At 75.1% G+C, this 21,102-nt stretch carries 18 protein-coding genes, 1 pseudogene and 1 riboswitch; of the genes and pseudogenes, 13 read left to right on the top strand and 6 right to left on the bottom strand.

Annotated elements, in window-relative coordinates:
• Window positions 1-66: 66 nt before the first annotated feature.
• On the bottom strand, window positions 67-558 hold the full coding sequence (locus GKC29_RS11830; RefSeq protein ID WP_155330866.1) for a DUF3145 domain-containing protein: 492 nt from the start codon (window positions 556-558) through the stop codon (window positions 67-69).
• Between the two features lie 311 nt (window positions 559-869).
• On the opposite strand from GKC29_RS11830, the gene GKC29_RS11825 reads away from it, so the two are divergent.
• The gene (locus GKC29_RS11825; protein WP_155330865.1) at window positions 870-1,199 is read left to right on the top strand and encodes a hypothetical protein; all 330 of its coding nucleotides are present in this window, start codon (window positions 870-872) and stop codon (window positions 1,197-1,199) included.
• A gap of 130 nt (window positions 1,200-1,329) precedes the next feature.
• Here GKC29_RS11825 and GKC29_RS11820 read toward each other — a convergent pair whose 3' ends face one another.
• Complete coding sequence (locus GKC29_RS11820) at window positions 1,330-1,956, bottom strand: carbonic anhydrase (protein WP_155330864.1); 627 nt, start codon at window positions 1,954-1,956, stop codon at window positions 1,330-1,332.
• 149 nt (window positions 1,957-2,105) lie between these two features.
• Between GKC29_RS11820 and GKC29_RS11815 the strand changes: the two genes are divergently transcribed.
• The 4 genes from GKC29_RS11815 (at window position 2,106) to GKC29_RS11800 (ending at window position 7,632) form a co-directional block, all read left to right on the top strand.
• On the top strand, window positions 2,106-3,044 hold the full coding sequence (locus GKC29_RS11815; RefSeq protein WP_155330863.1) for an alpha/beta fold hydrolase: 939 nt from the start codon (window positions 2,106-2,108) through the stop codon (window positions 3,042-3,044).
• A gap of 118 nt (window positions 3,045-3,162) precedes the next feature.
• Window positions 3,163-5,280, top strand: a complete 2,118-nt coding sequence (locus tag GKC29_RS11810) for an AAA family ATPase (RefSeq protein WP_155330862.1) — start codon at window positions 3,163-3,165, stop codon at window positions 5,278-5,280.
• Between the two features lie 86 nt (window positions 5,281-5,366).
• Complete coding sequence (locus GKC29_RS11805; RefSeq protein WP_155330861.1) at window positions 5,367-6,284, top strand: cation diffusion facilitator family transporter; 918 nt, start codon at window positions 5,367-5,369, stop codon at window positions 6,282-6,284.
• Window positions 6,285-6,436: 152 nt separating this feature from the next.
• Window positions 6,437-6,568, top strand: a riboswitch (cyclic di-AMP (ydaO/yuaA leader).
• Window positions 6,569-6,585: 17 nt separating this feature from the next.
• Window positions 6,586-7,632, top strand: coding sequence for a hypothetical protein (locus GKC29_RS11800; protein ID WP_196255909.1), 1,047 nt, complete (start codon window positions 6,586-6,588; stop codon window positions 7,630-7,632).
• 52 nt (window positions 7,633-7,684) lie between these two features.
• Here the strand turns inward: GKC29_RS11800 and GKC29_RS11795 are convergent, their stop codons facing one another.
• A complete protein-coding gene (locus tag GKC29_RS11795; protein WP_155330859.1) occupies window positions 7,685-8,140 on the bottom strand; it encodes an SRPBCC family protein in 456 nt (151 codons plus the stop codon).
• Between the two features lie 168 nt (window positions 8,141-8,308).
• Here GKC29_RS11795 and GKC29_RS11790 point away from each other — a divergent pair, with 168 nt between their 5' ends.
• Entirely contained in the window at window positions 8,309-9,295 is a 987-nt protein-coding gene (locus tag GKC29_RS11790) for a 1-phosphofructokinase family hexose kinase (protein WP_230689001.1), read from the top strand.
• Entirely contained in the window at window positions 9,292-10,116 is an 825-nt protein-coding gene (surE, locus tag GKC29_RS11785) for a 5'/3'-nucleotidase SurE (protein ID WP_155330858.1), read from the top strand. Before GKC29_RS11790 ends, surE begins: the two co-directional genes overlap by 4 nt.
• 133 nt (window positions 10,117-10,249) lie before the next feature.
• On the opposite strand, the gene GKC29_RS11780 is transcribed toward surE, so the two are convergent.
• Entirely contained in the window at window positions 10,250-10,612 is a 363-nt protein-coding gene (locus GKC29_RS11780; RefSeq protein WP_155330857.1) for an STAS domain-containing protein, read from the bottom strand.
• A gap of 483 nt (window positions 10,613-11,095) precedes the next feature.
• Here GKC29_RS11780 and GKC29_RS11775 point away from each other — a divergent pair, with 483 nt between their 5' ends.
• Together GKC29_RS11775 and GKC29_RS11770 are read left to right on the top strand one after the other, a co-directional pair.
• Window positions 11,096-11,245, top strand: a complete 150-nt coding sequence (locus GKC29_RS11775; protein WP_155330856.1) for a hypothetical protein — start codon at window positions 11,096-11,098, stop codon at window positions 11,243-11,245.
• Between the two features lie 115 nt (window positions 11,246-11,360).
• Window positions 11,361-11,768: a hypothetical protein gene (locus GKC29_RS11770; RefSeq protein ID WP_155330855.1), complete on the top strand. Its 408-nt coding sequence runs from the start codon at window positions 11,361-11,363 to the stop codon at window positions 11,766-11,768.
• Between the two features lie 85 nt (window positions 11,769-11,853).
• On the opposite strand, the gene GKC29_RS11765 is transcribed toward GKC29_RS11770, so the two are convergent.
• Complete coding sequence (locus GKC29_RS11765) at window positions 11,854-14,571, bottom strand: cellulose binding domain-containing protein (RefSeq protein ID WP_155330854.1); 2,718 nt, start codon at window positions 14,569-14,571, stop codon at window positions 11,854-11,856.
• A gap of 275 nt (window positions 14,572-14,846) precedes the next feature.
• Between GKC29_RS11765 and GKC29_RS11760 the strand changes: the two genes are divergently transcribed.
• Together GKC29_RS11760 and GKC29_RS11755 are read left to right on the top strand one after the other, a co-directional pair.
• Window positions 14,847-15,533: a BON domain-containing protein gene (locus GKC29_RS11760; protein WP_155330853.1), complete on the top strand. Its 687-nt coding sequence runs from the start codon at window positions 14,847-14,849 to the stop codon at window positions 15,531-15,533.
• Window positions 15,534-15,716: 183 nt separating this feature from the next.
• Entirely contained in the window at window positions 15,717-16,265 is a 549-nt protein-coding gene (locus tag GKC29_RS11755) for a DsbA family protein (RefSeq protein ID WP_155330852.1), read from the top strand.
• Between the two features lie 79 nt (window positions 16,266-16,344).
• Here GKC29_RS11755 and GKC29_RS11750 read toward each other — a convergent pair.
• Window positions 16,345-19,325 (bottom strand): annotated as a pseudogene (locus GKC29_RS11750) (LuxR C-terminal-related transcriptional regulator).
• Between the two features lie 175 nt (window positions 19,326-19,500).
• On the opposite strand from GKC29_RS11750, the gene GKC29_RS11745 reads away from it, so the two are divergent.
• Complete coding sequence (locus GKC29_RS11745) at window positions 19,501-19,875, top strand: hypothetical protein (RefSeq protein WP_230689062.1); 375 nt, start codon at window positions 19,501-19,503, stop codon at window positions 19,873-19,875.
• The gene (locus tag GKC29_RS11740; protein WP_155330850.1) at window positions 19,872-21,044 is read left to right on the top strand and encodes a zinc-dependent alcohol dehydrogenase; all 1,173 of its coding nucleotides are present in this window, start codon (window positions 19,872-19,874) and stop codon (window positions 21,042-21,044) included. The genes GKC29_RS11745 and GKC29_RS11740 overlap by 4 nt, the downstream gene beginning before the upstream one ends.
• Window positions 21,045-21,102 lie beyond the last annotated feature (58 nt).

Here is a 21,102-nt window from a genome sequence, read left to right as displayed (position 1 = left end):
ACCCTACGCGGGCCGACCGGCCACCGCCCTCGTGCGGCGGCCGCCTCGCGGGGCCCGCGCGGGGGCTCAGCCCACGCGGGTGAGCAGGGTCACCGGCGCGCCGTCACCGGCGTAGCGGTACGGTTCGAGCTCGGCGTCCCAGGCGGTGCCGAGCGCCTTGTCGAGGGCGTGCGCGAGGGCCTCCGGTGCCCGTGCGCCCGCCATGATGCTGCGCAGCCGGTCCTCGCCGAGCTGGATGTCGCCGGCCGCGCCGACGGTGGCGCGGAACAGGCCCCGGCCCGGCACGTACATGAAGCGCTCCCCGTCGGCGCCGGGACTCGGCTCCTCGGTGACCTCGAAACGGATCATCGGCCACTGCCGGAGGGCAGCAGCCAGCTCGGCGCCCGTCCCCGGACGACCGGTCCACCCGCACTCCGCCCGGCGGGCGCCGGGGTCGACGGGCTGAGCGGTCCACTCGAGGCTGACCGGCGCGGCAAGGACGCGCGCGATCGCCCACTCGACGTGTGAGCACACGGCGAGCGGGGTCGAGTGGACGTATACGACGCCACGCGTTGGCACGGTGACCTCCCGGAGAGCGAGGTGCGTCTTCCCCTACGACCTCGGCCAGCCGGGTGGCTTCTGGAACACATGATGACTGCTGTGACGGATGGTGCGCCAGAGAATCGGAAAATTCGCCGGTGGAATAGCCGGTCGGGTGACCGTGGTTGACCACCACGACGCGGTGACCAGCCAGGGATCGTGGTCGTGTACAGTTCCATCGGCGGCCTGTGCCGCGAACGTCTTCCGCGGGACCACCCACCGGGTGAAGCCCGCACCCAGCCCCCGGACGTCTACCGCGTCCTCCCGTACGTCTTGCAAGGAGTACCTCCGTGGCGAGCAACACCTCTAAGACCGCGCGCGCGTCAGTCCGGGCCGGCCAGGCTGGCCAGGGTGGCGCCCTCAGCGTGCTGGGCGAGTTCAAGTACGTGATCCCGCTGAACGGCGGCAAGCACGCCTACGTGCGGAACCTGACCAACGGCAAGACCGCGCACCTGCGCACCGACTCCGAGGCCTTCGTCGAGGAGATCCGGGTGCTGGCCGCGGCCGGTCACGCCGCCAAGATCCGGGCCGAGCTGTCCGCGCTCAACGCCGCCCACCCGGGCGACGGCTGGGACGCCACCGAGAAGCGCCTCGTCGAGGCCGGCGTCTTCGAGGGCTGAGCCCCTCCCGCAGCAACCACGAACCGCCCGTCGGGACACCTCCCGGCGGGCGGTTCCGCGTCTGCGCCGGCCGCCGACGGGTCAACAGGGGACCCCTCCTCTACCGTCCGCGTCAAGAAGGGGCCCTTCCTTACTCCGTCAGCGGGGTGACCTCGCCGGTCGCGAGGTCGTACAGGGCGCCGACCACGGCCACGTGCCCGGCGCTGACCGGCGCGGCGAGCAGGTCGTCGGCGCGCAGCGCGGCCACCGTCCGCTGCACGTGCCGCCGGATCGCGAGCGGGCCCACCCGCGGGTCGGACACACCGACCTCGGTGACCGCGGGCGCGATCTGGTCGACCAGGTGCGCGAGCGAGCCGCCGGGCCGCTCACCGGCGCGCAGCGCCTCCACCGCCGCCGCGACCGCGCCGCACCGTTCGTGGCCGAGCACCATGACCAGCGGTACGCCGAGCTGCCCGACCACGAACTCGATCGAGCCGAGCACGGCCCGGTCCAGCACGTGCCCGCCGGTCCGGATCACACAGATCGAGCCGAAGGTCTGGTCGAAGATCGCCTCCAGCGGCACCCGCGAGTCGATGCAGCCGAGCACGACGGCGTACGGCTGCTGGTCACCGGAGGCGGCCGCGGCCGCGGCGGTGACGTCGTGGCCGTGGATCGGCTGGCCGCTCACGAACCGCCGGTTGCCGGCGAGCAGCTCGGCCAGCGCGGCGCGGGGCGTACCCCCGGCGCGGCGACCCGGGTGGTGCGGCGCTGCTGCCATGCCGGTCAGCCTGACCGGTACGCCGGGGTTCGCGGGCCGGGTTCCGAATCTTCTTTCGGGCGCGGTTGGCGTGATGTCATGACGGGTAGCCGGTGTTACCACCGGGTATCCCCGGTGTGACGGACTGGTGCGGCCCGGGGGAGGTGGCGATGCCGGAGGTACGGGAGGTACGACTGCCCGACGACGTCCGCCTGCACGTGGAGATCGACGGTCCGGCCGACGCCGAGGTGACGGCGGTGCTGCTGCACGGCTGGACGCTGGACGGGCGCGCCTGGCACCGGCAACTCGCCGACCTGCGGGAACGCTTCGCCGGTGCGGTGCGCGTGGTGACCTACGACGCCCGCGGGCACGGCCGTTCCAGCTGCATGCCGCTGCCGACCGCCACCCTGGCCCAGCTCGGCGACGACCTCGCCGCGGTGCTGGACGCGGTGGTCCCGGCCGGGCCGGTCGTGCTGACCGGCCACTCGATGGGCGGTATGACGATCATGGAGTACGCGCACCGCCACCCCGCGCACTTCGCCGCCCGCGTCGCCGGGCTGCTCTTCGTCTCCACCACCGCCGAGGGGCACACGCACACCGTCTACGGCCTCTCACCCCGTATCGCCCGGTTGATCCGGCTCGCCGAGACCACCGGTGCCGGCGTCCTGGCCCGGTGCGGGTCCTGGCGTCCGCCCCGGGCGCTGCTGCGCGCGCTGCGGCCCAGCATCCGCTGGATGCTCTTCGGTGACCGCTGCGACCCGACCGACATCCGTCTGGTCACCTCCGCGGTGGCCCGCGCGTCGCTACGCTCCATCGGCGGCTTCCGGGCCTCGATCGGGGCGCAGCACCGGCTGGAGACCCTGGCCGAGCTGGCCCATCTGCCGGCCGCCGCGCTGGTCGGGGACCGGGACCGGCTGACCCCGCCGCCGTGTGCCGAGTCGATCGCGGCCGCGCTGCCGGCGACCGAGCTGACCGTCTGCCCGGGTGCGGGGCACATGCTGATGATGGAGCGCCCCGACGAGGTGAACGGCGCCCTGGCCGGGGTGCTGCGCCGGGTGCTCGTGCGCTCCGCCGCCGCCGACGCCGGACCGTCGGCGGTGGCCGCCTAGCGCGTTCGCGCACCTCCGGCGCCGCCGGTGGCGCCGGGGCCGTACCCTCGTGCGGTTGGCCGGCGTACGGCCGCGCGTACCGCGCCGCCCTCGCCGTCGACGTCAGGAGGAGCGAGCGTTGACCGACCAGACCGCGCTGGAACAGGAGATCGCCGTCGAGCAGCGGCACCTCGACCGGGTGTACGCACGCCTGGCCGAACTGCGCCGGTCGGCGATCCGCGCGGAGAAGGAGGGCTACCGGCTGGCCCGGGTCGGCAACTTCGGCGCCCTGGTGGAACGGGACGCGATGGTGTTCCACGCGGCGCAGCGTCGGCACCTGTTCGACGCCGAGCACGAGGGGCTGGTGTTCGGCCGGCTCGACCTGCGCGACCGGCAGGTGCTGCACGTCGGCCGGCTCGGCATCCGCGACGAGAACGCCGCCACCCTGGTGGTGGACTGGCGCGCCCCGGCCGCCGCCGCCTTCTACCGCGCCACCCCGGCGCAGCCGCTGGACGTCGTCCGGCGCCGCATGATCCAGTCGAGCGGGGAGCGGGTCACCCGCATCGAGGACGACCTGCTCGACCCGGGTGCCGCCCCGCCGGACATGACGGTGGTGGGTGACGGCGCCCTGCTGGCCACGCTGTCCAAGGCGACCGGGCGCGGCATGCGGGACATCGTCGCCACCATCCAGCGGGAGCAGGACGAGGCGATCCGCTCCCCCGGTTCGGGGGTCACGATCGTCTCCGGCGGTCCGGGGACCGGCAAGACGGCGGTCGCCCTGCACCGGGCGGCGTACCTGCTCTACGCCGACCGCAGCCGGTACGCCGGCGGCGGCATCCTGGTGGTCGGGCCGTCGGCGGTCTTCGTCGAGTACATCGCCTCGGTGCTGCCCTCGCTGGGCGAGGACACCGCCACGCTGGCCTCGCTCGGCGCGCTCTTCCCCGGGATGCGCGCGACCCGCACCGACCCGCCGGAGGTGGCGGCGGTGAAGGGCTCACTGCGGATGCGGCGGGTGCTGGAGCGGGCCGCACGTGACGCGGTGCCGGGCGGTCCCGGCGAGCTGCGCCTGCTCTACCGGGGTGAGCTGCTGCGGATCGACCGACGCGAGCTGGACGCGATCCGGGACCGGGCGTTGCCGCGCGGCGCGCGGCGTAACGAGGTCCGCCGGGCCGGCTTCGACGGCGTCTTCGCCGCGCTCTGGGCGCAGGCCCGGCGGCTGGGCGTCCCGCGCCTGCCGGAGCAGCGCGCGTTCGAGGACGAGATCGCCGAGCGGCCGGAGTTCCGCGAGTTCCTCAAGGCGTGGTGGCCCCGCCTGCATCCGCGCCACGTGCTCGGGTGGCTGGCCCGCCCGGACCGGCTGCGCCGGTACGCGGGCGGGGTGCTCTCCGGCCGGGAGATCCGGCTGCTCACCGACGCGTACCGGACGTTGGACCACCAGGGGCTGACCATCGCCGACGTCGCGCTGCTGGACGAGCTGGACGCCCTGCTCGGCAAGCCGATGAAGCCGGCCCGGCCGAAGCGGGACCCGTTCCAGCTGGCGGGCGGGGTACGCGAGCTGAGCACGTTCACGGAGCGGCAGCGCGCCGCCCGGGAGGCGGCCCGCCAGCGCCCGGAGGACTACCGCGAGTACGCCCACGTCGTGGTTGACGAGTCGCAGGACGTCTCGCCGATGCAGTGGCGCATGATCGGTCGGCGCGGGCGACTCGCGTCGTGGACGGTGGTGGGCGACCCGGCGCAGACGGCGTGGACCGGCGACCCGGACGAGCTGGTGCGGGCCCGCGACCAGGCCCTCGGCCGCCGCCGCCGGCAGCACTTCACGCTCACCACCAACTACCGCAACTCGGCCGAGATCTTCGCCGTGGCGGCGGCGGAGATCCGGCGGCTCGACCCCGACCTGCCGCTGCCCACCGCCGTACGGTCGACCGGCGTCGACCCGGTGGAGCTGGTCGTGCCGCCGGCCGAGCTGGAGACGTCGGTGGTGGAGGCGGCCAGTGCGCTGCTCGCCGAGGTCGCGGGGACGGTCGGGGTGATCACGCCGGTGCCGCGCCGCGACGAGGTCGCCGGGTGGCTGGGCGGGCTGGGCGCGCCGCGCCTGCAGGTGGTGACGAGCCTGGAGGCGAAGGGCATGGAGTACGACGGGGTGGTGCTGGTCGCTCCGAGCGAGATCCGGGCCGACGCGGCGTCGGGCGTACGGACCCTGTACGTGGCGCTGTCCCGGGCCACGCAGCGGCTCACGACGGTCGACCCGACCGGCTGAGGATCGGGTGGCCGATCTCAGTTGCATACATAGCGATGTGAGCATAGATTGGACGCGGGTCCGGACGGGTGACGGAAGGTGTCCGCGTGGGCGCAGGTCATGACCACCACCACGGGTCGGTCGCAAACGCGGCGCAACGGCACCGCGGACGCCTCTGGGCGGCCTTCGCCCTGCTCGCCACCCTGATGGTGGTGGAGGCCGTGGCCGCGTTCCGCACCGGCTCGCTGGCCCTGCTCAGCGACGCCGGACACATGTTCACGGACGTGCTCGGCATCGGCATGGCCCTGGCCGCGCTCACCGCCACGCGCCGGACCACCGGCGACCCGCAGCGCACCTTCGGCCTCTACCGGCTGGAGGTGCTGGCCGCGCTCGCCAACGCCGTGCTGCTCTCCGGTGTCGCGATCTTCGTGCTGGTCGAAGCCGTCCGGCGCTTCGGCGACCCGCCGGAGGTGCAGACCGGTCCGATGCTCGCGGTGGCCGTCCTCGGCCTGCTCGCCAACGTGGGCGCCTTCGCCCTGCTGCGGTCCGGCGCCCGGGAGAGCATCAACGTGGAGGGCGCCTACCTCGAGGTGCTGGGCGACCTGCTCGGTTCGCTCGGCGTCATCGGCGCCGCCCTGCTGATCGCCGCCACCGACTGGTGGTGGGCCGACCCGCTGGTCGCGGTCGCCATCGGCGCGTTCATCCTGCCGCGCACCTGGCGGCTCGGGCGGGCGGCGCTGCGCATCCTCGTCCAGGCCGCCCCGGAGCACCTCCAGGTCACCGCCGTGCACGACCGGCTGGTCGCCGTCCCGGGCGTCACCGAGGTGCACGACCTGCACGTCTGGACCCTCACCTCCGGGATGGAGGTGGCGTCCGCGCACCTCACCCTGGCACCCGGTGCCGAGGTCGGCACGGTCCTCGCCGCCGCGCGGACGGCCCTGCGGGACGAGTTCCGCATCGAGCACGCGACGTTGCAGATCGAGCCCGGTGCGGCCCCTGGGAGCTGCGGGGCGGTTGAGTGGTAACGGACACATCCGTGATCTGAGCGGCTATTGTCCATTGATGTCGGATTAGGCGGTGACCACACGGACACCGTCAGTCACATCCGCTGCACCTGCCCCAACCGTCCCGGTAGGCTCTGTTCCGGCCTCCGCCAGGCGGCACGCACCGGTGCCGGCGGTGGCCGCCGCCTAATCGCCCGCAGGGCGAGCCGGGGAACCAGGTACCGGGGGTGCATCCGCGTCGAGCGGTAGGGATCTTCCGTCCCGAACCCGTCAGCTAACCCGGTCGGCGGCTGACGGAAGGACATGTGGACAGATGCCAGAAGTGGCACCCGTACGACGACGCGCCGCCCGCGTGGCGGCCCTGCTCAGCGCGGCGCTCACCCTCGGTCTCGCCGCCACGCCGGTCGCCCCCGCGGCGGCCGCTCCCCCGGCCCGCCAGGCCGCCGCACCCGGCGACCCGGAAGGCGGCACCCCCGCCCTGCGCGCCCAGCTCGAGGCGGCCAGCAAGGGCTTCCTGGACGCGAAGCGGGCCCTGGACACCTCGGTCAAGCGCCAGCAGCAGCTCGCCGAGCAGCTCAAGACCACCGAGACCCAGCTCACCGAGCGGACCTCCCGGGTCGGCCAGATCGCCGGCCTCGCCTACCGCACGGGGCGGCTCGGCACCGCGTCGGCGCTGCTCAACAGCACCTCGCCGGAGGGCTTCATGGACCGGGCCGCCGCGCTCGACGCGGTGGCCGCCAACGAGGACCAGGCCCTGCGCGAGCTGCTGGAGACCCGTGAGCAGGTCAGCAAGGCCAAGCTCGCGGTGGAGGTGGAGATCACCGAGCAGCGCAAGCAGCAGGCGGTGATGGCCAAGCGCAAGCAGCAGGCCGAGAAGGCGCTGACCGTCGCGAACTCCCGGGCCGAGGCACCCGCCGCCAGCCGGAGCGCGTCCCGGACGGCCGCACCCGCCCCGCGTAACTCGGACGGCTCCTGGCCGTCGGAGTCGTGCAGCGTCAACGACCCGACGCCCGCGAACGGCTGCATCACCCCGCGCACGCTCCACGCGCTCAACCAGGCCAAGGCGGCCGGGTTCACCCGCTACGTCTCCTGCTACCGCTCCGGCGGGTCGGGTGAGCACCCGAAGGGCCGGGCCTGCGACTTCGCCGCCCAGCAGAACGGCTTCGGCGGCGACGCCACCGGCGGCGACCGGACGTACGGCAACAACCTGTCGGCGTTCTTCGTCAAGAACGCCGACCGACTCGCCGTGCTCTACGTGATCTGGTACCGGCAGATCTGGCTGCCCAGCAGCGGGTGGAGGTCGTACAGCGGGGCGGGCGGCGACCCGTCCAGCGACCACACCAACCACGTGCACCTGTCCGTGTACTGACGCCGCTCGGCCCGGTGCCCTCCCGACAACGGAGGGCCCGGGCCGCCGTCGTTCAGGCGGCCGGCGGACCGGCGTCCAGCATCGCCCCGAGCCGGCTGGCGAGGCCGAGGTGGGCCGACCGGGCCTGCGCGAAGGCGTACCCGAACAGTGGCGCCGGCGCGGCGAGGGTGATCTCCACGTCGATGCGGACACCGTCCGGCTCGGCCTCCAGCCGGGTGCGGTTACGGACGGTCGTCGCCGGCCACTGCCGGGCGACGGTCACCACCTCGTCGGCGGTGGCGACCAGCACGTCGGCCCGGTAGGTGACCGGCAGGCGCACCGGCCCGACCGCGAGCCGGTCGGTGATCGCGTAGCTGGCGTGGGCGCCGGAACGCGGCCGGAGCCGCCGGACCCGCACGATCAACGGGTGCAGGTCCACCTGCCGGACCGGGTCGGCGAGCACCTCGGCGGCGACCGCCGGTGAACAGCGAGCCTGGACGGTGTAGCTGAAGGATCCTCGCCTGAGCACGCCGTCTCCCCACCGTCGTCGCCTCGCCAGATCGTCGCCCACCCGCACGGGTGCTGGCAACGTCCGACCCGACACCTTGGGGACACCCGGAATTCACCCACCCGCCCGACTACGGTCGGCTGATGGGGTACGACGGTCCGTGGTGGACGACGACCCGGGTGGGAGGCGATGCCGGTGAACGAGCACGTGATGGTCTTCGCGCCGACGCCGCGGCTCACGGTCACGGTCGACCAACCGAGCGAGGCCCCCGAGCTGCACCTGCACCCGGGTGGCCAGGGTGTCTGGCAGGCGCGCATGATCATTTCGCTCGGGGTCGACGTGGTGCTCTGCACGGCGCTCGGCGGTGAGGTCGGCCAGGTGCTGGAGCCGCTGCTGGTCAGCGAGGGGGTCGACCTCAAGACGGTGGTCCGCGACTCCGGCGGGAACGGCGGGTACGTGCACGACCGCCGCGAGGGCGCCCGCCGGGAGGTCGTGGACGTACCGGGTGAGGCGCTCGGCCGGCACGAGCTGGACGAGCTGTACAACCTGGCCCTCGGCGAGGGGCTGCGCGCGCCGGTCAGCGTCCTGAGCGGACCTCACCAACCGCACCTCGTCCCAGCCGAGCTCTACCGGCGCTTCGCGGCCGACCTGCGGGCCAACGGCGGCAAGGTGGTCGTCGACCTGGCCGGCGAGCACCTGGCCGCCGTGCTGGACAGCGGCGTCTTCTTCCTCAAGGTGAGCCACGAGGAGCTGATCGCCGACGGCCGGGCCGCCGGCGACGACGAGGACCAGCTCGCGCGGGCGATGTACGACCTGCACGCGGGCGGCGCGGAGAACGTGGTGGTGAGCCGCGCCGCCGAGCCGGCACTCGCCCTGGTCGACGGCGAGGTGTTCGAGGTGGAGATGCCCCGCCTCCAGGCCGCCGACCCGCGCGGGGCGGGCGACTCGATGACCGCCGGGGTGGCCGCCGTGGTGGCCCGGGGTGGCGACATCCGGACGGCGGTCCGCACCGGGGCCGCGGCGGGGGCGCTGAACGTGACCCGGCACGGGCTCGGCACCGGCCGGCTCGACTCGATCCGGGGGCTGGTGGAGCGGGTCCGGCTGGTGCCGGCGGGCAGCCGCCAGCAGGAGCGTACGACCCCGGACGAGCTGGCGGACCGGGCGGCCGAGCGATGACCGTGCGGGTGCTCATCACCAACGACGACGGGATCGCCGCACCCGGCATCGCGGCACTGGCCCGGGCCGCGGTCGACCGGGGCCTGGACGTCGTGGTCGCCGCGCCCCGCGAGGAGGCGAGCGGCACGAGCGCGGCGATGACCGCCGTGGAGCGGGACGGTCACGTGGTGGTCGATGTGCATCCGCTGCCCGGGCTGGACGGGGTGCCGGCGTACGGGGTGGGTGGCTCGCCCGGCTTCATCGCGCTGATCGCGGTGCACGGGGCGTTCGGGCCGCCGCCGTCGGTCGTGCTCTCCGGCGTGAACCGGGGCGCCAACGCCGGCCGCGCCGTGCTGCACTCCGGCACGGTGGGTGCCGCGTTCACCGCCGCCGCCAACGGCTGCCGGGCGATGGCCGTGTCCCTGGACGTGCTCTCCGCCGGCGAGGCCACCGCCGTCAGCGGCGGCGCGGCGGTGGCGGCGGCCGCCCGGGTCCGGGACGCCGAGCGGCACTGGTCGACGGCCGCGCACGTGGCCCTGGACCTGCTGCCCCGGCTGACGGCCGGGCCGGTGGAGAGCGTACTCAACGTGAACGCCCCGGACGTGCCGCTCGCCCGGCTGCGGGGCGTACGCCGGGGCCGGCTGGCCAGTTTCGGTCAGGTGCAGATGACGGTGGCCGAAGCGGGGCACGGCTTCGTACGGACGGCGCTGGAGGAGCCGGGCGAGGCGGCGCAGACCGGCACCGACGTGGCGCTGCTCGCCGAGGGGTACGCGTCGGTGACGGCGGTCCGGGCGGTCACCGAGGTGCACGACATCGACCTCACCGGGCTCGACCCGGACTGACCGGCCCTCGTTTCCTCACCGGGCTCGGCCCTCGCTTCCGCAGCGGGCTCGATCCTCGCTTCCGCGGCGGGCTCGGCCCGGCCTGAACGGCCCTCGCTTCCGCGCGGCGGGCTCGGCCCGGACGGACACTCGCTCAGGCGCCGGGGAGGACCTCCGGGGCCGGGGTGCCCGCGTAGTAGGGCTCGGGGGCGCCGAAGAGCCCGAGCAGGCCGGTCACCCAGAGCTGCCGGTGCACGAACCGGCTCGGCTCGGTGACCACGAGCTTGACGCCGCTCACCTCGGCGGTCTGGAAGCCGGCGACCATCGCGCTGATACCGACCGAGTCGATGAAGGTCACCAGCCGCATGTTCAGCTCGATGCGGGCGGGACGCCCCTTGGCCAGCACCTCGGCGATCGCCTCGCGCACCTCGTACGCGGTGTCGACGTCGATCTCGCCGCGCGGCGCGATCTCGACGACACCCCCGGACTGCACCGACTTCACGATCGACAGGCTCACGCGAGCACCTCCACTCGCCCGTCCGACGGGCGCCTCATCAGTACGCGGGCCGCGACCGAGAGTATTCCTCCGACGCCCTCGGTCGCCACCCCTCGGGATGAGCAATTCTTGTGGTCCGGGGCACCAAGCCGCCTATATCCGGACATTTCACCTTCTGTTTCCCAACAATCAACCGTCGCTGACGGCCGCCGAACCAGGGTAGCGGGCTTCGGCCACTCCGGCCGCAACCCGACCTCCCGGGCGTGCCCGCCACCCGGCGCCCACCACCCGTGACCTGCGGTCCGCCACCCTGCGACGGCGCCCGCCGGGCGTCAGAGGGCCGCGTGTCGCCCGCCAAGATCCGGACAACATCCGGGACGCTGTCCCCTCCGAGGGCCGGTGATGCCACTACTTCCGGGAAGTTGCGCGTGGACGACTCGGCCGGGTTGTTTCGTGTGCCTAGCATCGGCGGGCAGGACGGTACCGCGACGGAGAGGACGATCGATGATCCGGAGACTTGCCGCGCTGGCCGGGGTCGGCGCGCTGCTCGCCCTCATGCTGGCCTGCGGCTTCGGCGGCGGCGGGGACGACGACGATGACGACGACGACGACTTCGCGCGCGGTGTGACGGCGGCGGTGGTCACCCTGCGCTGACCCCCGGTTTGCGGCATCCCGTCCCGGGGCAATGCCGGACCAGGAGGACCGTGACACGCCGGAGAGACGCCGAGTCCGAAGTGGCCGCCGGCTTCGGCACCCCGAGGAGGTAGACATGTTCGGAACAAAGCTGCTGGACCGCCGTGGCAGGCCGGAGCGGATCGCGGATCAGGCGTGGCAGCACCTGGTCTCGGCGGTCAGCTCCGCGGGGGACAGCGTCCGTGACACCGCCCGTTCCGCCCGCCGGGGCGGCACCGACCTGGCCGACGACGCCAGCGACCTGGTCGGCACGGCGGCCGAGGAGGCCCGGCGTCGGGCCACCCTGGCCTTCGACGCCCTCGCCGGCCGGCGGCCGGCGCTGCCGTGGACCCTGCTGATCAGCGCCGCCCTGGTCGGTGCGGCGATCGGCTGGGCCGCCGGCACCGCGGCGCGCGCGGTGGGCAGCCGCTCGGACCGGTCGGTCGACGACATCGAGTTCGTCGACGTGGACCGGCCCAGTTCCCCCGCTAACCTGGACGGCTGAGCAGAACGCACCGGACGGGCCCCGGACGACGCCGTCGTCCGGGGCCCGCGCTGCCCCTCGCCGGGAGGCGCCGGATCGACGGCGGTCAGCGGGCGGTGCAGGTCGGTGACGACGGGGGGTTGTTCGTCGTCGTCCAGCTCGCCAGGAAGCCCACGGTGCTGGTGGCGCCCGGGCCCAGGTTTCCGTTCCAGCCGGCGTCCCGGACCGAGACCGTCGCTCCGGACTGGGTGTGGTTGCCGCCCCAGAGCTGGGTGATCCGTTGACCGTTCGGGAAGGTCCACCCGACGGTCCAGCAGGCGATCGCCGACGTGCCCGCGTTGCGGACCACCACCTCGCCCTGGAAGCCGCCGGACCAGGAGCCGGTGATCCGGTACGTGGCGGAGCACCCGCCCGGCGGAGGCGTCGTCGGCGTCGGGCTCGGGCTCGGGCCGGTCGGCGTCGGGGTGGGGCCGGTCGGCGTCGGGGTCGGGCCCGTCGGCGTCGGGGTGGGGCTGGTCGGCGTCGGCGTCGGGGTGCCGCCGAGCCGGTCGGCGACCAGGATGCCGCGGCCGTTGGTGCCGAGGTACACGCGGCCGTGGACCCGGGGGTCACCGGTGAGCGCCTCGCCCGCGTTGCCGTACTGGTGCCTGTCGTCGTTGATCCGTACCCAGCTCGCGCCGGTGTCGTCGGACCGGAAGACGCCGTGCTGCCCGTCCACCGTGCCGATCAGGAAGACGGCCGGGTGGGTACGGCCCGGCGCCGCCCGGCCGAAGCCGACGTTGATCGAGGTGGACACACCGGCCAGCCTGGTGAAGCTGGCGCCCGAGTCGGTGGAGCGCCACAGGCCGCCCGCACCGGCCAGCCACAGCTCGCCCTCCCGGCCGGGTACGGCCTTGAGCTTGACGTTGCCCGTCGGGAGTCCGCTCGCCGCCGACGCGGTGAAGCTGGCCCCGCCGTTGGTGCTCGTGTACAGCCGGCCGTCCTTGACGGCGTAGAACCTGTTCGGGTTCACCCGGTCGGACTCGACGGTCGCGTTCACCGGCACGCCCGTGGACGGCGTCCAGGAGGCGCCGAAGCCGACCGTGTGGACGACCTGCTGGCCGGCGTCCCCCGGCGCCCAGACGAACCGGCTGCCGTCGGCCGCCGCGGCGACCGTGCCGCCGTTGTTGACGCCGCCCGGCTCGCCGCCCTGGAACCAGTTCGCCCCGCCGTCGGTGGAGAAGGCGACGTGGCTGTCGTTCGGGCGGTCGGCGTCGGTGAAGTTGCCCGCCCGGACCATGACCGAGGGGTTGGCCTCCGCGTAGTCCAGGCTGGTGGTGCTGGTGAAGACCGGCTGGGTGAACATCGTCGACGGCACCACGTCGAGGTTGGTGTGCCGGAAGCCGCCGATGTCGCCCAACGCGCTGACCAGCGGTGCGCCGGAGGGCGGGCTGACCAGGTCGAGCACGGCGGTCTCCTCCAGCCCCTTGACCATCGGCCGGATGGTGAAGGTGCCGCCGGTGTCCCACTTGGTGAGGTCGGTGCTGCCGTAGATGGTGGCGCCGGTGCCGTACAGGAACCGGTCGGAGTCGTGCGGGTCGATCTCCACCGACTCGTTCATCCAGCCCAGCTTCGGCGCCTCCTCCGGTGGCGACGGGTTCGCCCCGAAGGTCAGCCACGGCACCGAGCTGATGTCCATCGTGTACTTCCTGGCCCGGTTGGGGTAACTGCTCCAGTCCCAGATCCGGCTCCAGGTGGCGCCCCCGTCGGTGCTGCGCCAGAAGACCGCGTCCGGCCACCAGGAGATCTGGGTCGCGACCAGCAGCGTGTTCGGGTTCTTCCGGTCGATGGTGAGGCCGCTGTAGCCGAAGTAGTCGTCGGCGCTGGTCGAGGGGACCGGGCTGATCCGGGTCCAGACGCCGGTGGACCGGGTGAACTTCCAGACGTCACCCTTACCGCCGTCGTACGGGCCGCCGGTGTCGCTGGTCGCGATGTAGAGGTGGCCGCCGGTGTGGTCCACCACGCCCTTGTGGGCGAGGTACCCGGTCGGTTGGCCGGGGATCCGCTCCCAGGTCGTGCCGCCGTCCGTGCTGCGGTAGACCGGGTTCTCCTTGTCCGCCACACCGACGTAGACGGTCCGCGTGGCAGCCCCCGACGTGCCCGTGGCCCGGTCGAAGGCGACCCAGGTCAGACCCTGGTTCTGGCTCTGGTAGCCGCTGGTGTCGTTCGGGTCGGCGACGTAGTTGCCGGCGTTGGGGAAGCTGGTCACCTTCGCCCAGGTCGCGCCGTGGTCGGTGCTGCGCCACAGCCCGTTCCCGCCCTCGGCGGCGTAGTAGACGACGCTGTTCCGGTTGGGGTCGACGGCCAGCCGCTCCCCCATGCCCCGGCCGGGCATGTTGCCGCCGTTCTTGAACGGCAGCTCGAACGCCTGCCAGGTGGCGCCCTTGTCGGTGGAGCGCAGGATCGCGCCGTTGTTCGGGTCCCAGCTGTTGGTGTACATGCCGACGGCCGCGTACACCCGGTTGGTCTGCACCGGGTCGGTCGCGACGCTGACCACACCGTTCCAGCCCCACCGGTCGGCGCCGACCCAGTCCAGCAGCGGCGTCCAGGACCCGGTGGCCTGTTCCCAGCGGTACAGCCCGCCGATGTCGGTCCGGGCGTAGATCAGGTCCTTCTCGGTGGGGTTGAAGACGATGCCGGGGACGAAGCCGCCCCCGTCGATCCGGACGTTCTTCCAGGCGTACGCCTCGGAGGGTGGCGCTCCGGCGGCGGTGAACGGCACCGCCACCACGGCCACGGCGGCGGCCAGGGTGGCCACGACCGCGCCGGCGAGACCCTTGCGCATGCTGCGGTTCCTTCCCGGGAGGGGGACGCCCCGGCGGGCGGGTTGACGCGCGTCCGGGGGCGGATGTTGTGCTCCGACCGGAGCTGCCCCGGCTCCGGCGCGCTCGGGGAGACGGCTCCCGCACCCGAAGGAACACACTTACCCTAGCCGATCACACACATCTATGGAAGCGCTCCCAAAGGTTGTCATCCGTCCCGGGTGACGGCGCCTCACCCCCGGGCCGGACAGGATCGTTCCGGACGGGCGCGCGCCTGCCACCGAGGAAGGAGCCAGCGATGACTGTCGTGACCGTGAGCCGCATCGACCAGGACATCCAGGCCGCCGTGCTCGACGAGCTGACCTTCGAGCCCCGGGTTCAGCCGAACGAGATCGGCGTGACCGTGTCCGAGGGTGTGGTCACCCTGACCGGCCGGGTCGACAGCTACGCCCGCAAGTGGGCGGCCGAACGCGCCGCACACCGGGTGCCCCGCGTCCGGGCCGTCGCCAACGACCTCACCGTGCAGATCGGCACCGGCGCCGAGCGCCCCGATCCGGACCTCGCCGCCGCGGTCACGCACGCTCTGGAGTGGGACGCTTTCGTCCCGGTCGAGCGGATCGACGTGAGCGTGTCGCGGGGCTCGGTCACGCTGCACGGCGAGGTCGACTGGGAGTACCAGCGCCGGGCCGCCGAACGCGCCGTCGCCCGGCTGGCCGGCGTCCGCGCAGTGAGCAACGGTCTCTCCGTCCGCCCGGCCGCCCGCGCCGACGGGCACCGGCTCGCCGAGGCGATCGCCGACGCGCTCGCCCGCAACCGGGCCACCGAGGCGGAGCGGATCACGGTCCGCGTACACGGCGACACCGTCGTGCTCGGCGGACTGGTCCACTCCATGCCGGAGCGGGCCGAGGTGGAGCGGGTCGTCTGGTCGGCGCCCGGCGTCCGGGAGGTCCAGAACCACGTCGCGGTGGCCCCGGTACTGCGGTGACGCCACCCCGGCGCCCCGGGCCGGACGGCGGTGAACCACCCGGCCCGGGTGAGCCACCTTCACCCCGATCCGGGCGAGCGTGGGAGTCATGACTGATCCGAACGGGCTCCGACCCGGGTGCGCCGCACCCGGGTCGACCCTGCGGGTACACCGCCGTCCCTCGGATCGGCGGGGGGTGGCGCGATGAACACGCCGCTTCAGATCACCGCCCGCCTGCGCACACCCGTGACCGAGACCGACCACGTCCGGGGACCGGCGGACGCCCCGGTGACGATCGTCGAGTACGCGGACTTCCAGTGCCGGTTCAGCGGGGCCGCGTACCCGAACCTGGCCGAACTGCTCCGCCAGCGCGCCGACACGGTACGGCTGGTCTACCGGCACTTCCCCATCGCCAACGTGCACCCGTACGCGGAGAGCGCCGCCGAGGCGAGCGAGGCCGCCGCCGAGCGCGGGCGGTTCTGGGACCTGCACGACTGGCTCTTCGAGCACCAGGACCAACTCGACCCGGTGCACCTGTCGCTCGGCGTCGAGCAGATCGGGCTGCCCGCGGACGACATCGGCGCCGAGGTGGGCCGCCGGGCCCACGCCGACCGCGTACGGCGCGACTTCGTCGGCGGCATCCACAGCGGCGTGGCCGCCGCCCCGACGCTGTTCGTGAACGACGTCCGCCTCGGCGGCGGCTACGACCTCGCGGACCTGCTCACCGCCGTCGACGCCGCCGCGCCCCCGTGACCGGCGGACCAGCCACGCCACGTCCCGCACGTCGCCGCGCCACCACCACGTGCGGGACGTCGTTCCGGTCCGGCGCCCGTCAGATCAGCCGCAGGTCGCGGGCGCGCCGCACCGCCTCGCGGCGGCGCGTGGCGTCCAGCTTGCGGTAGATGTTGCGGACGTGCGTCTTGACCGTGTTGACCGACAGGGACAGCTCGGCGGCGATCTCCACGTTGGACAGGATGCTCTGCAGGTACCGCAGGATCGTCAGCTCACGCTCGGTGAGGGGTTCGTCGAGCGCCGTCGGGGCGCCCTCGGCCGGTGCCCGCTCCACCGGCTCGTCGGCCCCGCGGACCAGGTCGCTCACCGTCGGCCAGTGCGCCGTCCCCGTGTCGAGATGCGCCGCGAGCAGGTCACGCACCCCCGGTTCGGCGCGGGTGAACGGCCGGCGGATGCCCTCCGGTCCGGCCAGGTCGAGGGCCCGCTCCAGCACCCGCCGGGCCCGCCGCTCGTCGCCCGTACGCCCGGCGAGCACCGCCTCCAGCACGGCGGCGTCCAGGCGTACGGGCAGCGGCCAGCCGTCCGCCTCCGGGGCCGACCAGTCGGGCAGGACGGCCTCGGCGGCCCGGTCGTCGCCGGCCCGTAGCTCGACCCGGGCACGACCGACGGCCAGGGCCGGGTCCCCGTCGTCGCCGAGCAGGTCCCGCGCCGTGTCCAGGTCACCCCGAGCCCCCCGCAGGTCCGCCTCGGCGGCCACCAGCCAGCGGCCCAGCGCCCCGGCGCCGGGACGCCCGGCCAGCCGTTCCCGCGCGGCGGCCAGCACCCGGTGCCCGGCCGCCAGATCCCCGGCGTCCCGCAGCAGGTGCGCCCGGCACAGCGCGGCCACCGCCCCGGCCTCGGGATCCCCGGTCGCCGGCTCCGCCAGCGCCAGGTCCGCCTCCGCCTCCTCGGGCTGGTCCCGGTGCACCGCCACCACGGCCAGCGCCAGGTACGCGTACCCGCAGTCGGTCCGCCCGGACCACCCCTGGCCCGGCGGCAGGGCGAGCGCCTCCCGAGCCAGCGCCTCGGCCCCGCGCAGCGCCCCGCGCACGGCGTGCAGCAGAGCCATCCGGCTGGCGCCGAGCAGCTCGGTCCGCGTCCGGCCAGCGGCCCGGGCCGCTTCCAACGCGAAGCCGAAATGCGCCTCGGCACGGCGCAGATCGCCGTCGGCGAGGTCGGCCAGACCGAGGGCGGTGCCGGCGGCCGCCCGCACGTCGGTGTCCTCGGCAGCAGCACCGCGCGGCTCGGCGGTCGGCGCCGGCGCGGCGAGCAACCGGTCGACCGGTGGCGCGGGCACCGCGCCGGCACCGCTCGGCGTGGGCCCGGCCACCCCGGCGGTGTCGGGCAGGCGGGCCGCCGGGCGGGTGGCGAGCAGGCGGGCGGCGGTGTCGCGTACCGCCGGGAGGTCGCCGGACAGGCGCGCCACCGCCAACTCGACCGCGGTGGCCAGCCGGGCGAAGCGCTCGCGGCGGGGCACGGGCAGCGACCGGCCCGCCTCCGCCGCGGACCGCAGGTATCCGACCGCGGCCGGCGCGTCCCCCGCGTGGGCGCGCTCCGCGGCGCAGGCCAGCGCCAGCTCCGGGTCGGCCGCCAGGACCTCGGCGGGCGGGGGCGCGGGCGCGGACCCGGGTGCCCCCTCGTGGCCGTACGGGGCCAGCTCGGGCCAGTTCGCCACGAACAACTCGGTGGCCCGGGCCCAGTCGGCGCCGGCCAGCGCGTGGCGCAGCCCGTCGGCGGGCCGGCCGTTGCCGGCGTACCAGCCGGCGGCGCGCAGGTGCAGGTCCCGCTGCTCGTCGGCGGGCAGCCGGCTCAGCTCGGCGTGCAGCAGGTCGGCGAGCAGCGGGTGGCAGCGATACCAGGGCGGGCGGCCGTCGTCGCGGCGCAGCAGCCCCCCGCCGCCGGACAGGGCGACCAGCGCCGCCTCCGCGTCGGTGCGGCCGGTGAGCGCGCCCGCGAGACCGGCGCAGACGGCGTCCGCCACCGCCGCGCGGCGCAGCACGTCCCGGTCGCCGGGGTCCAGCCCGGCGAGAACCTCCTCCCGCAGGTAGCTGGCCACGTCCGGCTGGTCGCCGCCGAACTGCTCGACCCATCGGGCCGGATCGGGCTGGCCCCGCAGCCCGAGCGCGGCGAACCGGAGTGCGGCCGGCCAGCCGCCGGTCCGTTCCCGCAGCCGCCGCACGGCCGCCGCCGGGAGCACCGCCCCGTGCGCGGCCAGCAGATCGGCCACCTCGTCACCGGTGAACGCCAGCTCGTCCGGGCCGAGTTCGGTCAGCTCCCCGGCCAGCCGCCAGCGGTGCACGGGAAGCGGCACCGCGGCCCGGGCGCCGACCACCAGGCGGAGCCGCTGCTCGGCATGCCGGAGCAGGAACTCCAGCCCGGTGACCGCCGCCGGGTCGGTGATCCGGTGCAGGTCGTCCAGGACCAGCAGCACCGGCCGTTCCCGGCCGGCGAGGGCCGCGGCCAGCAACTCCAACTGGTCCGGGCGGGGGGAACGGTCGGGCACCGACGGCTCGGCCGGACCGTCGCCCGGGTCGGTGGCGCTCCGCAGGGCCGCCGCCAGGTACGACCAGAGACGGTCGCCGTCGTCGCCGGCCTCCACCGACACCCACCCCACGTCGGGCCGCTCCCGGCCCGGGTCGGGGCCCGCCGCGCCGAAATCCCCCGGTGGGGCGCTGGCCGGTGGCGCGTCCCGGGCGCCGTCGGCGGCCCCGGTCACCGGCCCGCCCCGGACCGGGTCACGGCCGGCCGTCCCGGCGGCCCGGAACCACGACGCGAGCAGGGTGGTCTTGCCCCAGCCGGCCGGCGCGGCGACGAGGGTCAGCGGCACGGCCGTCCCCTCGTCCAGCGCCCGCAGCAGCCGGGGCCGGAGCACCACCGGTTCGGGCAGCGCGGGTGGGCTGAGCCGGGAGGCCAGCACCGGCGCTCCCGGTCCCGTGACGACTGCGGTCTCCCGTCGGTCCTCCGGCACCCGGCCCCACCCCCATGGACGTGTCCACTCCCCCGGTCCTGCGGCCGGCGGTTACCCGACCGACGGCGGTTCACCCCTTCGGGGCGAGCACGCTTCACCCCGCCCCGGGCGAGGGTGGCGGTACGCGTGCTCCTTGCGCGCGCCCGGCGCCGGGCGCGCGGATCGGGACGGGAGGGACAGGTGGGACGGATCGCGACGGTGGCCGGCAGCGCCCTCGCCGGTGCGGTGGTGGGAGCCGTGTCCGGCCGGGTGCTCCGGGGCCGGCGGCACCGACCTCCGGCCGGCCGGCCCCGAGCCCACGCCGACCCGGTGGGCGGCTGGCAGGTCGTCACGGTGGACCGGGCACCCCGCGCGGTGCTGCCCGGCGGGCGGTGGCCGGAGCCCCTGCGCCGGCTCGGCGGCGCGATCCAGGTGGAGGTACGGCCGGCGCCCGGCTGCCGGGGCACCGAACTGGCCGCCCGGCCCCGCCCCGGCGTCCCGCTCCCGGGGCTCGCCGCGCACGTCGTCGGCGACGACCCCGCCCGCGCGGTCCGGGCCGCGCTACGGCAGGCCAAACAGCTCGCCGAGACCGGCGAGGTGCTGCGCGCCGACCGGACGCCGATGGACCGGGGGCCGGCGGGATGAGGGCGCTGTGCTGGACGGGCGCCGGCCAGGTGGCGGTACGGCAGGTGCCCGACCCGGAACTGCGCAACGGCCACGACGCGATCGTGCGGGTGCGGCAGAGCGCCACCTGCGGCGGTGACCTGCCGCTGCTGGCCGGGCGGACGCCGTACGTGGCCGTGGGGGACGTGCTGGGGCACGAGTTCCTCGGTGAGGTCGTCGAGGTGGGGCCAGAGGTGCGCCGCCACCGGGTCGGCGACCGGGTGGTGGTAAGCGCCTCGGTGGCCTGCGGCACCTGCTGGTACTGCCGCGGCGGGCTCCCGTCGTGCTGCGACAACGGCAACCCGGAGCCGGAGGTCGGTGAGGCCGTGTACGGGCACGCGGTGCCCGGCGCGTTCGGGCGGCCACGCGCGACGGGCGGCTTCGCCGGCAGCCACGCCGAGTACGTGCGCGTCCCGTACGCCGACGTCGGCGCGTTCGGCGTGCCCGACGCGGTCAGCGACGACCGCGCGCTCTTCGCCTCGGACGCCGCCCCGGCCGGCTGGATGGCCGCCAACGTGGGCGGGGTACGCCCCGGCGACGTGGTGGCGGTGTGGGGCGCCGGAGCGGTCGGGCAGCTCACCGCCCGGGCCGCCGGTCTGCTCGGGGCGGAGCGGGTCATCGTCGTCGACGACCAGGACGACCGGCTGCGGATGGCGGAACGGCACAGCGGCGCGGAGACCGTCGACCCACGCCACGTCGACGTCCCCGCCGAGCTGCGCGAGCGGACCGGCGGGCGGGGCCCGGACGTGTGCGTGGAGGCGGTCGGGCCGGCCTGGGACGGGCAGGTCCGGACCCTCGCGGAACGCTTCACCGCCGGGGCGCAACGGCCGCCGGCGGTCCGCGAGGCGGTGCACACCTGCCGCAAGGGCGGCACGGTCGTGGTGCTGGGCGAGTTCGACGGGCACGTGGACGCCTTCCCGCTGGGTGCGGTCAGCGCCAAGGGGTTGTCGGTGCGGGGCGTACGGCAGCACGGGCAGCGGTACGTACCGATGCTGCTGGAGCGGATGGCCCGCGACGAGCTGCGCACGGAGCACCTGGCCACCCACCGGTTGCCGCTGGAGCAGGGCGCGCACGGGTACGCGCTGTTCCGGGACCGGCGGGACGGCTGCGTGCGTACCGTGCTCAACCCGGACCTGCCGGCCGGCCCGTGAACGGGCGGTGCGCGCGGCAGCGCGGCGCCCCGCGGGGCCGGCGGGTGGAGCGGGGCGG

The sequence above is a fragment of the Micromonospora sp. WMMC415 genome, from assembly GCF_009707425.1.
In the GTDB taxonomy this organism is placed as follows: domain Bacteria; phylum Actinomycetota; class Actinomycetes; order Mycobacteriales; family Micromonosporaceae; genus Micromonospora.
This window is presented reverse-complemented; position numbering and strand designations above follow the sequence as displayed.